Source organism: Pseudomonas sp. FP2254 (assembly GCF_030687695.1).
In the GTDB taxonomy this organism is placed as follows: Bacteria; Pseudomonadota; Gammaproteobacteria; order Pseudomonadales; family Pseudomonadaceae; genus Aquipseudomonas; species Aquipseudomonas quebecensis.
The window spans coordinates 454333-467155 of the sequence record NZ_CP117444.1 but is presented as its reverse complement, the minus strand read 5'-3'; the positions used below and the strand labels follow the sequence as shown (position 1 = coordinate 467155).

The 12823-nt window shown below is 61.8% G+C and carries 7 protein-coding genes and 1 pseudogene; 1 reads left to right on the top strand and 7 read right to left on the bottom strand.

What is annotated here, in order from left to right; translation table 11 throughout:
• Window positions 1-61 precede the first annotated feature (61 nt).
• Complete coding sequence (locus PSH94_RS02010; protein WP_181080358.1) at window positions 62-1330, top strand: MFS transporter; 1269 nt, start codon at window positions 62-64, stop codon at window positions 1328-1330.
• Window positions 1331-1410: 80 nt separating this feature from the next.
• Here the strand turns inward: PSH94_RS02010 and PSH94_RS02005 are convergent.
• The 7 genes and pseudogenes from PSH94_RS02005 to aroK form a co-directional block, all read right to left on the bottom strand.
• Window positions 1411-1788, bottom strand: a pseudogene (locus tag PSH94_RS02005) (cytochrome B); the annotation flags it as partial.
• A gap of 257 nt (window positions 1789-2045) precedes the next feature.
• Window positions 2046-3113 (bottom strand): uroporphyrinogen decarboxylase, encoded by a 1068-nt coding sequence (gene hemE / locus PSH94_RS02000; RefSeq protein ID WP_181080357.1) that lies wholly within the window; start codon window positions 3111-3113, stop codon window positions 2046-2048.
• A gap of 129 nt (window positions 3114-3242) precedes the next feature.
• The gene (locus PSH94_RS01995) at window positions 3243-4661 is read right to left on the bottom strand and encodes an FAD-dependent oxidoreductase (protein WP_181080356.1); all 1419 of its coding nucleotides are present in this window, start codon (window positions 4659-4661) and stop codon (window positions 3243-3245) included.
• Between the two features lie 32 nt (window positions 4662-4693).
• Window positions 4694-9139 (bottom strand): glutamate synthase large subunit, encoded by a 4446-nt coding sequence (gltB, locus tag PSH94_RS01990; RefSeq protein WP_305436276.1) that lies wholly within the window; start codon window positions 9137-9139, stop codon window positions 4694-4696.
• A gap of 350 nt (window positions 9140-9489) precedes the next feature.
• Complete coding sequence (locus PSH94_RS01985) at window positions 9490-11067, bottom strand: SPOR domain-containing protein (RefSeq protein WP_181080354.1); 1578 nt, start codon at window positions 11065-11067, stop codon at window positions 9490-9492.
• Window positions 11068-11077: 10 nt separating this feature from the next.
• Complete coding sequence (gene aroB, locus PSH94_RS01980; protein WP_253510064.1) at window positions 11078-12178, bottom strand: 3-dehydroquinate synthase; 1101 nt, start codon at window positions 12176-12178, stop codon at window positions 11078-11080.
• A gap of 125 nt (window positions 12179-12303) precedes the next feature.
• Window positions 12304-12822, bottom strand: a complete 519-nt coding sequence (gene aroK / locus PSH94_RS01975; RefSeq protein ID WP_034105907.1) for a shikimate kinase AroK — start codon at window positions 12820-12822, stop codon at window positions 12304-12306.
• Between the last annotated feature and the right edge of the window lies 1 nt (window position 12823).

The window sequence follows — 12823 nt, the reverse complement described above, 5'->3', positions numbered from 1 at the left end:
GCCAGCTATATGCTTTTTTGCATTGCCTGCTCTGCCCGGCTTTTATCGCCCCGAGGTCTCTGTGAAACCTGCTGTCGCGCCACTCGCTCAAGATGCCCCGCCCACCGCTCTGGATGAGGTGGTGGCGCAACTTAACGACGAGTACATCGAAAAAGGCACGCCGCTGTTCATGCGCACGGTGCTCGCGCTGTTCTCCGGCGGCTTCGCCACGTTTGCCCTGCTGTATTGCGTACAGCCGATGATGCCGGCGCTGTCCCATGAGTTTTCCATCAACGCGGCGCAGAGCAGCCTGGTCCTCTCGGTTTCCACGGCGATGCTGGCGCTGGGGCTGCTGATCACCGGTCCGATTTCAGACACCCTGGGGCGTAAACCGGTGATGGTGGCCGCGTTGTTCTGTGCCGCGCTTGCCACCATCGCCAGCGGCCTGATGCCTTCCTGGGAAGGCATCCTGTTTATGCGTGCGCTGGTGGGGCTGGCGCTCAGTGGGCTGGCGGCCGTGGCCATGACGTACTTGAGCGAAGAGATCCACCCTCAACACATCGGTCTGGCCATGGGCCTGTATATCGGCGGCAACGCCATCGGCGGCATGAGCGGGCGCCTGATCATGGGAGTACTGATCGATTTCGTCAGTTGGCACACCGGGATGCTGATCATCGGCGCCCTGGCGCTGGTTGCCGCGACGGTGTTCTGGAAAATCCTTCCCGAATCGCGCAATTTCCGCCCTCGCAGCCTGAGGCCGCGCAGCCTGCTGGACGGGTTTGTCATGCACTTCAAGGATGCCGGGCTGCCGTGGCTGTTTCTGGAGGCGTTCCTGCTGATGGGTGCGTTCGTGACCTTGTTCAACTACATCGGTTATCGCCTGCTCGCCGCCCCTTACGATCTGAGCCAGGCGTGGGTGGGCCTGTTATCGCTGGTCTACCTCTCGGGCATCTACAGCTCGGCCAGGATCGGTTCGCTGGCCGACCGCCTCGGCCGCCGGCGCGTGCTGTGGGCCACCATCCTGGTGATGCTGGCGGGCATGGCCCTGACCCTGTTCACACCGTTGTGGCTGATCGTTCCGGGCATGCTGGTGTTCACTTTCGGGTTTTTCGGCGCCCACTCGGTGGCCAGCAGCTGGATCGGCCGCCGTGCGGTGAAAGCCAAAGGGCAAGCATCGTCGCTGTACCTGTTCTGCTACTACGCCGGGTCGAGTATTGCCGGCACGGCGGGCGGGTTCTTCTGGCACTTTGGCGGATGGCATGGCATTGGCGGTTTTATCGTCGCGCTGTTGATCGGCGCCTTGCTGGTGGCGTTGAAGCTGGCAAAGCTGCCACCGCTGGCCTCGGCCTGAGGAGCGGCCGCCGCGAACGACATCCGCGCCATCACCCGCTTGCCGCGACGTTCATGCAGGACCACCGCGCCGATGTGCAGCACCAGCATCAACAACAGCGCCACGCAGGACAGCACGTGTACGCGGGTATAGAGGGCGATACGCGCAGGGTCGGTTTCAAATGGCGCAATGAAGGCCAGGTTAAAGATATTGATCGGTCGATCCATCATTAGTACGCCCGTCGCCAGCACCACGGCCAGCACCAGGTACATGGCCTTATGCACCAGCAACGCCATGTATTCCTGCAACGTGCGCTTGATGGAAAAATCCAGGCCATGGCCGAAGGAGCAGTACACCCGCAAGGCAAAAACCGGAATATAGAGGGTGGTCAACGACACATTGAAGAACGCGACCCATGCCTTTACCGACGCCGGCACGCTGAAGACGGCCACGGCAAAACCGGATAACAAAGACCACATAATGATGACGGCCGAAACCCAATGCAGCAGTTTCTGGCCCGTTGAATACGCTGAAGTGTTCATCCTGATAGCACCTGACAATGAACGCCAATCGCTGGCGAGTGGAAACGTCGGGTAGGATTTTTACCGAGGCGAGTTACCAGAGGCTGTAGGAGAAATCCCAACCTCTGCAGACTATCAAGGCAGGACTTAACGAACGCTGAAGCGCAGCGAGCCGCCCTCTGCCAGGCAGGGGGCGGCTCGCTTGGGGCGGGATGTTACTGGTGATATTGCGCGGACAATTCGTGCACAGCTTGCAGGAACGCCCCGGCGTGGTCTGGATTCACTTCCGGGGTGATGCCATGGCCGAGGTTGAACACGTGTCCGGTGCCGTTGCCATAACTGGCCAGGATGCGCCCGACTTCGGCGCGAATCGCTTCCGGCTTGGCGTACAGCACGGTCGGGTCCATGTTGCCTTGCAGCGCGACCTGGCTGCCGACGCGACGGCGGGCCTCGCCGATATCGCAGGTCCAATCCAGGCCCAGGGCGTCCGCACCGGCATCGGCGATGCTTTCCAGCCACAGGCCACCCCCCTTGGTGAACAGAATGACCGGCACCTGGCGGCCTTCGTGTTCACGGATCAGGCCGCTGACGATCTTGCGCATGTAGGCCAGGGAGAATTCCTGGTACGCCGCTGCCGACAGGTTGCCGCCCCAGGTATCGAAGATCTGTACGGCTTGCGCACCGGCCATGATCTGGCCGTTGAGGTACGCGGTCACCGACTGGGCCAGCTTGTCCAGCAGCAGGTGCATGGCTTGTGGGTTGTCGTAGAGCATGGCTTTGGTCTTGCGGAAGTCTTTCGACGAACCGCCTTCGACCATGTAGGTGGCCAGGGTCCACGGGCTGCCGGAGAAGCCGATCAGCGGCACGCGCCCGTTGAGCTCGCGGCGGATGGTGCTGACGGCGTCCATCACGTAGCCCAGGTCCTTGTGCGGATCGGGAATCGGCAGGGCCTCGATGTCGGCCAGGGTGCTGACGACTTTGCGGAAACGTGGACCTTCACCGGTCTCGAAGTACAGGCCCTGGCCCATGGCATCGGGGATGGTGAGGATATCGGAGAACAGAATGGCCGCATCCAGTTGTGGGTAGCGGTCCAGAGGCTGCATCGTGACTTCGCAGGCGAACGCAGGGTTCATGCACAAGCTCATGAAGTCGCCGGCGTGGGCGCGGCTGGCGCGGTATTCCGGCAGGTAGCGACCGGCTTGACGCATCATCCACACGGGGGTGACGTCTACAGGCTGCTTGAGCAGGGCACGCAGGAAACGGTCGTTCTTGAGGGCAGTCATGTCGGCATCCGCAAAAAAAGTGCGGGTATGGTCTCAAAAGACAGCGGCAAGCGGCAAGCTACAAGCGGCAAGTTGAAGCCATTGTGCTTTTAACTTGCCGCTTGCCGCTTGAAACTTGCCGCTACGTCATCAGACGCACAGGTAATCCAGGATCCCTTCGGCAGCATTGCGGCCTTCGAAGATCGCGGTTACCACCAGGTCGGAACCGCGCACCATATCGCCACCGGCGAAGATTTTCGGGTTGCTGGTCTGGTGCTTGTACTGGCCCTGTTCCGGCGCGACGACGCGGCCCTGGCTGTCGGTCTGGATCTGGAACTGCTCGAACCACGGCGCCGGGCTTGGGCGGAAACCGAATGCGATGACCACGGCGTCGGCCGGGATGATCTCTTCGGAGCCCGGGATCGGCTCGGGGCTGCGACGGCCACGGGCATCCGGTGCGCCGAGACGGGTCTCGACCACCTTGACGCCTTCGACGCGATCTTCACCGACAATCGCGATCGGCTGGCGGTTGTAGAGGAATTTCACCCCCTCTTCCTTGGCGTTCTTCACCTCTTTGCGCGAACCCGGCATGTTGGCTTCGTCACGACGGTAGGCACAGGTTACCGACTTGGCACCCTGGCGAATCGACGTACGGTTGCAGTCCATCGCGGTGTCACCACCGCCCAGCACCACGACCTTCTTGCCTTTCATGTCGACAAAATCTTCCGGCGACTTTTCGAAACCCAGGTTGCGGTTGACGTTGGCGATCAGGAAGTCCAGAGCGTCGTACACGCCCGGCAGGTCCTCACCGGCAAAACCGCCCTTCATGTAGGTATAGGTGCCCATGCCCATGAACACGGCATCGTATTCTTCGAGCAGTTGCTCCATGGTCACGTCCTTGCCGATTTCGGTATTGAGGCGGAACTCGATACCCATGCCGGTGAAGACTTCGCGACGATGGCTCAGGACGGTTTTTTCCAGCTTGAACTCGGGGATACCGAAGGTCAGCAGGCCGCCGATTTCCGGGTTCTTGTCGAATACCACCGGGGTCACGCCGCCACGCACCAGCACGTCGGCGCAACCCAGGCCGGCAGGGCCTGCGCCAATGATCGCCACGCGCTTGCCGGTCGGCTTGACCTTGGACATGTCCGGGCGCCAGCCCATGGCGAACGCCGTGTCGGTGATGTACTTCTCAACCGAACCGATGGTCACCGCACCGAAACCGTCGTTAAGGGTGCAGGCACCCTCGCACAGACGATCCTGTGGGCACACCCGGCCGCACACTTCCGGCAGGGTGTTGGTCTGGTGCGACAGCTCGGCGGCGGCGAGGATGTTGCCCTCGGCCACCAACTTCAGCCAGTTGGGAATGAAGTTGTGCACCGGGCACTTCCATTCGCAATACGGGTTACCGCAGCCCAGGCAACGGTGTGCCTGTTCGGCCGAGTGCTGGGGTTTAAAGGGTTCGTAGATTTCCACGAACTCTTTCTTGCGTTGACGCAACAGTTTCTTCTTCGGATCTTTGCGCCCGACATCGATGAACTGGAAGTCGTTATTCAGACGTTCAGCCATGTTAAAACCTCATCAAACTCTTCAGGCGCATATCACTGCGGGTTGGCACGGATGCTGGAAAGCAACGATTTCAGGTTGGCAGCCTTGGGCTTGACCAGCCAGAAACGACGCAGGTAATCATCGAGATTCTCGGCGAGGTTGCGACCCCATTCGCTGCCGGTTTCCTCGACGTACTCGTCCAGCACGTGCTGCAAGTGGTTCCGGTAGGATTCCATGGCTTCGCCGCTGATCCGCTGGATCTCGACCAACTCGTGGTTGACCCGGTCGACGAAGGTGTTGTCCTGATCCAGCACGTAGGCGAAACCGCCGGTCATGCCCGAACCGAAGTTGTAACCGGTCTTGCCCAGTACCGCGACAAAGCCCCCGGTCATGTACTCGCAGCAGTGGTCGCCCGTGCCTTCAACCACGGTGTGGGCACCGGAGTTACGCACGGCAAAACGCTCACCGGCCGTACCGGCGGCGAACAGCTTGCCGCCCGTGGCGCCGTACAAGCAGGTGTTGCCGATGATGGCACTGTCCTGGGTCTTGTAGACGCTGCCTGTAGGCGGAACGATCACCAGCTTGCCGCCGGTCATGCCCTTGCCCACGTAGTCGTTGGCGTCGCCTTCGAGGTACATGTTCAGGCCACCGGCGTTCCATACGCCGAAGCTCTGGCCAGCGGTGCCCTTGAAGCGGAACGTGATCGGCGCCTTCGCCATGCCCTGGTTGCCGTGCTTGCGCGCAATTTCGCCGGAGATGCGTGCGCCGATGGAACGGTCGCAGTTGCAGATGTCCAGGGCGAATTCGCCACCGCTGGCGTCGTTGATCGAGGAGCTGGCCATCTCGACCATTTTCTCGGCCAGCAGGCCTTTGTCGAACGGTGGGTTGCGGTCCACCTGGCAGAATTGCGGCTTGTCTGCCGGGATGTGATCGCTGCCCAGCAGCGGCGTGAGGTCCAGGTGCTGTTGCTTGGCGGTCTGGCCTTCAAGGATGTCCAGCAGGTCGGTACGACCGATCAGCTCTTCCAGCGAGCGCACGCCCAGCTTGGCCAGCCACTCACGGGTTTCTTCGGCGACGTAGGTGAAGAAATTCACCACCATGTCGACGGTACCGATGTAGTGATCCTTGCGCAGCTTCTCGTTCTGAGTGGCGACGCCGGTGGCGCAGTTGTTCAGGTGGCAGATGCGCAGGTATTTGCAGCCCAGGGCGATCATCGGCGCGGTGCCGAAGCCGAAGCTCTCGGCGCCGAGAATTGCCGCCTTGATCACGTCAAGACCGGTTTTCAGGCCGCCGTCGGTTTGCACACGGACCTTGCCGCGCAGGTCGTTGCCGCGCAGGGTCTGGTGGGTCTCGGCCAGGCCGAGCTCCCACGGCGCGCCGGCGTATTTGATGGAGGTCAGCGGCGATGCGCCGGTGCCGCCGTCGTAACCGGAGATGGTGATCAGGTCGGCATAGGCCTTGGCCACACCGGCGGCGATGGTGCCTACGCCGGCTTCCGCGACCAGTTTCACCGAGACCAGCGCCTGCGGGTTGACTTGTTTGAGGTCGAAAATCAGCTGCGACAAATCTTCGATCGAGTAGATGTCGTGGTGCGGCGGTGGCGAGATCAGGGTCACGCCCGGGACCGCATAACGCAGCTTGGCGATCAGACCGTTGACCTTGCCGCCCGGCAGTTGGCCGCCCTCACCGGGCTTGGCGCCCTGGGCTACCTTGATCTGCAGCACTTCGGCGTTGACCAGGTATTCCGGGGTGACGCCGAAACGACCAGTCGCGACCTGCTTGATTTTCGAACTCTTGATAGTGCCGTAGCGCGCCGGGTCTTCACCGCCTTCGCCGGAGTTGGAGCGCGCGCCCAGGCGGTTCATGGCTTCGGCCAGGGCTTCGTGGGCCTCGGGCGACAAGGCGCCCAGGGAAATACCCGCAGAGTCGAAACGCTTGAGGATCGATTCCAGCGGCTCGACTTCGCTGATGTCCATCGGCGTGTCCAAGGTCTTGACCTTGAGCAAGTCACGGATCATCGATACCGGGCGGTTATCCACCAGGCTCGTGTATTGCTTGAACTTGGCGTAGTCGCCCTGCTGCACGGCGGCTTGCAGGGTGCTGACCACGTCCGGGTTGTACGCGTGATACTCGCCACCGTGCACAAACTTGAGCAGGCCGCCTTGCTGGATCGGCTTGCGCGCGCTCCAGGCTTCGGCCGCCAGGGCTTTCTGCTCGGCTTCGATGTCGACGAACCGCGCGCCCTTGATACGGCTCGGCACGCCACGGAAGCTCAAATCGCACACTTCTTCCGACAGACCGATGGCTTCGAACAACTGCGCGCCACGGTAGGAGGTGACGGTGGAGATGCCCATCTTCGACAGGATCTTCAGCAGGCCCTTGGTGATGCCCTTACGGTAGTTCTTGAACACCTCGTAGAGGTCGCCCAGCACTTCACCGGTACGGATCAGGTCACCCAATACCTCATAGGCCAGGAACGGGTACACCGCCGAGGCGCCGAAGCCGATCAGCACCGCAAAGTGATGCGGGTCGCGGGCGGTGGCGGTTTCCACGAGGATGTTGGAATCGCAGCGCAGGCCTTTTTCGGTCAGGCGGTGGTGCACGGCACCGGTAGCCAGCGAGGCATGGATCGGCAGCTTGCCCGGCGCAATATGACGGTCGGTCAGCACGATCTGGGTACGCCCGGCGCGCACGGCTTCTTCGGCCTGGTCGGCGACGTTGCGCACTGCGGCTTCAAGGCCGAGGCTCTCGTCATAGTTCAGGTCGATGATCTGACGGTCGAAGCCTGGGCGCTCCAGGTTCATCAACGAACGCCACTTGGCCGGGGAGATGACCGGCGAGCTGAGGATCACACGGGAGGCGTGCTCGGGCGACTCCTGGAAAATATTGCGCTCGGCACCGAGACACACTTCCAGGGACATCACGATAGCTTCGCGCAGCGGATCGATCGGTGGGTTGGTCACCTGGGCGAATTGCTGGCGGAAGTAGTCGTATGGCGTGCGCACGCGCTGGGACAAGACGGCCATCGGCGTGTCGTCGCCCATGGAGCCGACCGCCTCGTAGCCTTGCTCGCCGAGCGGACGCAGCACCTGGTCGCGCTCTTCGAACGTGACCTGATACATCTTCATGTACTGCTTGAGCTGGTCGATGTCGTAGAAGGCCGAACCGTGGTCGTTGTCTTCCATGGTCGCCTGGATGCGCAGGGCGTTCTTGCGCAGCCATTGTTTGTACGGGTGACGCGACTTCAAGCGGTTGTCGATGGCGTCGGTGTCGAGGATCTGCCCGGTTTCGGTGTCCACGGCCAGGATCTGGCCAGGGCCGACGCGGCCTTTGGCGATCACGTCTTCAGGCTTGTAGTCCCATACGCCGATTTCCGACGCCAGGGTGATAAAGCCGTTGGTGGTGGTGACCCAACGCGCCGGGCGCAGACCGTTGCGGTCGAGCAGGCACACCGCGTAGCGGCCGTCGGTCATGACCACGCCGGCCGGGCCGTCCCACGGCTCCATGTGCATCGAGTTGTACTCGTAGAATGCACGCAGGTCCGGGTCCATGGTCTCGACGTTCTGCCACGCTGGCGGAATGATCATGCGCACGCCACGGAACAGGTCGATGCCGCCGGTGACCATCAGTTCGAGCATGTTGTCCATGCTGGAGGAGTCGGAGCCCACGCGGTTGACCAGCGGGCCGAGCTCTTCCAGGTCCATCAGGTCATTGGCGAATTTGGTGCGACGGGCCACGGCCCAGTTGCGGTTGCCGGTGATGGTGTTGATCTCGCCATTGTGGGCGAGGAAGCGAAACGGCTGGGCCAGTGGCCATTTCGGCAGGGTGTTGGTGGAGAAGCGCTGGTGGAACACGCAGATTGCGGTCTGCAGACGCTCATCGCTCAGGTCTGGATAGAAGGCGGTGAGGTCCGCCGGCATCATCAGGCCTTTATAAATGATGGTCTTGTGGGAAAAGCTGCAGATGTAGTGGTCGGTGTCGGCAGCGTTGGCCACGGACGAGCGACGACGGGAGGTGAACAGCTTGATCGCCATGTCCTGGTCGCTCAGGCCTTCACCGGCGATGAACACCTGTTCGATCTGCGGCAGGCGCTCATGGGCCAGACGGCCGAGCACGCTGGTGTCGATCGGCACTTTGCGCCAGCCGACAAGTTGCAGGCCGGCGGCGACGACCTCGCGGTTCATGTTCTCGCGAGCGGCTTCGGCTTTGACCGGGTCCTGGTTGAAAAACACCATGCCCACGGCGTACTGCTTGGGCAGGTCGACCGCGAAATGCTCCTTGGCGACAGCGCGCAGGAACTGGTCGGGCTTTTGAATCAGCAAGCCGCAACCGTCACCGGTCTTGCCGTCGGCGTTGATCCCACCGCGGTGGGTCATGCAGGTCAGGGCCTCGATGGCCGTTTGCAGAAGGGTATGACTGGGCTCGCCCTGCATATGGGCTATCAGGCCGAATCCGCAGTTATCCTTGAATTCATCGGGTTGGTACAGACCTGCTTTCATAGACACTTTCTCACCAGGCTGCCTCTTATACCGAGGCAAATTTCTTTTCAATTCAACCGGTTACCTTCCACGCCGAACGTTCGCCGGCTTAGCGGGGGCAAAAGGGAGGTCATTGTACACACCGACACAGACGCTCACAAATTTAGCGACGAAATGTCGCAAATCTATGTCGCATTTATGAAAGGTTTAAAGCGATATGCTGTGCTAGTCAAAACTTTTTTAATTCTGACCGCTACGACTCAAAAGCTACCGTGACGCAGACACCACAAAGCGCGCGGTCCCTGGAGACTGCACGCCATGCGATTTTTTTGAGGTGCCGGGAGGGCGGCCTGGGTAAGGCCGCCGGATCTTCAGCGAGTTGTTGCGAGTTCTTGTTGAACGCTGGCAACAGTGCGAGGCCAAGGTTTACCAGCCTGAACCTTCGCTGGCAAGGCCTTGATAGCGGAATCAGCGGCTGCACGGCTGGAGAAGTTGCCGTAGGTGATCACATAGAGAGGCTTGCCGTTGAGCACTTTCTTGAAATAACGGTACTCGCCGCCCTGCTCTTTCACGAACGCCTGGGCATTGGCTTCTGAGCTGGTGCCGAGGATCTGCACCACGAAGTTACCGCTCGGCTGGCTGGCGTACCAACTGCTGCCGGCGGCGCCTGCCTTGGCCACGGTGGTGGCGGGTTTTTCAGCGGGCTTGGCGGCCGGGGCCGGCTTGGCCGCAGGGGCTGGCGCAGGCGCTGCGACCACAGGCTTGGTGACCGGTGCAGGTTTGGCGGTTGCGACGGTCGGTGCCGGCGTTGGGGCAGGCGTCGGCTTGGCAGCGGGCTGGCCGGCCGGTACGCCCGCAGGCGGCGCGGTGGTGGTTACGGTCGGCGGCGTGGCGCTGGAGCCTTCCACCGGGACGCCGTCGTCGCCTTCGGAAATGCCACCGGCTTCTTCGGCGAGCGGGCCGCGCATCACAGGCTGACCGACCATCGGCAGGTTGGTCGGCTGACCGGAGTTGGCGAATTCGACATTCGGTGTGGGTTTGCCCAGTGGCAACTGCGCCTGTTCGGCAGGCGCGCCAGCAGGGGTGGGAGCCTTGTTGCGGCCTGGGATCAACCAGGCGGCGGCAACGGCAACCACGACCACTGCGGAAATGGCCAGTACGTGCTTCTTAGGCATAGTGAACCCCATCTTTGGACGCTTGACCGCTGAGCGGCTGGCAATCATGGCTTCGATCATCGCATCGCGGGCAACCTGGTTGATGGTGCCAGGCCAGCCGCCTGCGCTGTCGTGAATATCAGAGATCTGCGCAGCGGAGAAAAGTTCGATGCCCGCCCCTGCGCCTTCGAGGCGTTGAGCCAGGTATTCGCGGGTTTCTTCCTCTTCATACGGCTGCAGTTCGATGACGTGGAACAGTTCCTGATCGCCACTGATCTGCTCAAGGTCGGCGATCAGCGAAGACTCACCAAACAGGAACACATGGGGGCGACCTTCCGGCGTACCCGCAGCCAACGCCAGCAGGGCTTCCAGGGCCGATTCGTCGAGCTGCTCGGCATCGTCCACCAGCAGGTAGACCTCCTGGCCGGTCAAGCCCAACTGCACCACCTGCTTGAGGATCGCGCTCGGCTCGGCGGTGGCCACATCCAGCGCCTGGGCCACCTGGCTCAGCACACCCGCCGCATCAGCGGCGCCGCGGGCCGACACCACCACGCTCTGTACCGATTGCTTGTTGGTACTGGCAACCAGGGCCTGGCGCAGCAACGTCTTGCCGCTGCCCAAGGGGCCCGTGACGACCAGCAGCAACTGGCTGTAGCGCGCGAGATGGTGAAGCTGCCCCAGCACCGGCTTGCGCTGGGCCGGGAAGAATTTGAAACCCGGCACCCGTGGAGCAAAAGGGTCGTGGCTTAACTGGTAATGGCCGAGGAACGCCTCGTCGGCATGCAAACTAGTCATGGTGATCCTGTTAACCTTTAAGCTGGGCCAGGGCGCGGTAATCCGCTCCCAGCGTGGCCTGTAAAATCTCTCTCGGATAATCGTCGGTCACCACCGCTTCGCCCATGTGGCGCAGCAGCACCAGTCGCAGTCGACCGTCGATCACTTTCTTGTCTATTGCCATATGTTCGAGGAAATCCGCCTCGGTCATCTCCTGCGGCGGAACGACCGGCAGACCGGCCCGCTGAAACAGGCGAATACCGCGATCCCGCTCCTGGGCGCTGATCCAGCCAAGCCGGTGCGACATGTCCATAGCCATCACCGTGCCAGCCGCCACGGCCTCGCCATGCAACCACACACCATAGCCCATGTGGGTTTCGATCGCATGCCCGAAGGTGTGACCCAGATTCAACGTGGCCCGCACGCCGGACTCACGCTCGTCGGCATTGACCACCAGGGCCTTGGCGGCGCAGGAGCGGGAAATCGCTTCGGTGAGCGCCACCTGATCGAGGCCGCGCAAGGCGTCCATGTGCTCCTCCAGCCAAGTCAGGAAAGGCTCATCGCAGATCAATCCATACTTGATGACTTCCGCCAGGCCCGCCGACAGCTCACGCGGCGGCAGCGTGTTAAGGGTAGCGGTGTCGATCAACACGGCATTGGGCTGATAGAACGCACCGACCATGTTCTTGCCCAGCGGATGGTTGATGCCGGTCTTACCGCCCACCGACGAATCGACCTGGGACAGCAGGGTGGTCGGCACCTGGATAAAGTCCACGCCGCGCTGGTAGCAGGCAGCGGCGAAACCAGCCATATCGCCGATAACGCCGCCTCCGAGGGCCACCACCGTGGTACGCCGGTCATGGCGCGCGGTCAGCAGGCCATCGAAAATCAGTTGCAGGGTTTGCCAGTTCTTGTGGGCTTCGCCGTCGGGCAGTATTACCGAAATCACCGAGTAGGCCGCAAGGCTGCGGCTCAGACGCTCAAGATACAGCGGCGCGACCGTTTCGTTGGAGATGATCGCCACTTGCCGCCCGGCAATGTGCGGTGCGAGCAACTCGGGCTGGTCCAACAGGCCCTCGCCAATGTGGATCGGGTAGCTGCGCTCGCCTAGATCGACCTTAAGTGTCTGCATGTGTCCCCGCGTGAGAGATGAATTGACGACCGGTAACGTCAGGATACGACGCTGCCTGATGGCTCTACGCCACAACCCGCAGGGCGATGGCGCGACGCCGAGAATAGCGCATTTCGCCCCTGGCTTTAACGGGGAGGCAGCCGTTGCAGGCGCTCAAGAATGTCGAGCACCACCATACGTGGCGGCCGCTCATCGGTTTCCACCACCAGATCGGCAATTTCCCGATACAGCGGATCGCGCAGCGTCAGTAGATCGCGCAGGGTTTTCGCCGGATCGGCGGTGCGCAGCAATGGGCGATTGCGATCGCGCGCAGTCCGACCGACCTGCTGCTCGACCGATGCATGCAGGTAAACCACCCGACCACCGGCATGCAGCGCACGGCGGTTTTCATCGCGCATCACTGCGCCACCGCCGGTGGCCAATACCACGCCATCGCAGCCGCATAATTCAGCAATCATTGCCTGCTCGCGGTCGCGAAAGCCCAGTTCCCCTTCTTTATCGAAGATCCACGGGATATTGGCACCCGTGCGCAATTCAATTTCCTTATCGGAGTCTTTGAACGGCAGGCGCAGCTCTTTGGCCAGCAAACGGCCGATGGTGCTTTTTCCAGCCCCCATCGGTCCCACAAGAATCAAATTTCGCACA

Coding starts and splice junctions, on each gene's coding strand:
- PSH94_RS01985 (WP_181080354.1), bottom strand. CDS start 11,067: ATGACTAGTTTGCATGCCGACGAGGCGTTCCTCGGCCATTACCAGTTA.
- hemE (WP_181080357.1), bottom strand. CDS start 3,113: ATGACTGCCCTCAAGAACGACCGTTTCCTGCGTGCCCTGCTCAAGCAG.
- PSH94_RS01995 (WP_181080356.1), bottom strand. CDS start 4,661: ATGGCTGAACGTCTGAATAACGACTTCCAGTTCATCGATGTCGGGCGC.
- aroB (WP_253510064.1), bottom strand. CDS start 12,178: ATGCAGACACTTAAGGTCGATCTAGGCGAGCGCAGCTACCCGATCCAC.
- gltB (WP_305436276.1), bottom strand. CDS start 9,139: ATGAAAGCAGGTCTGTACCAACCCGATGAATTCAAGGATAACTGCGGA.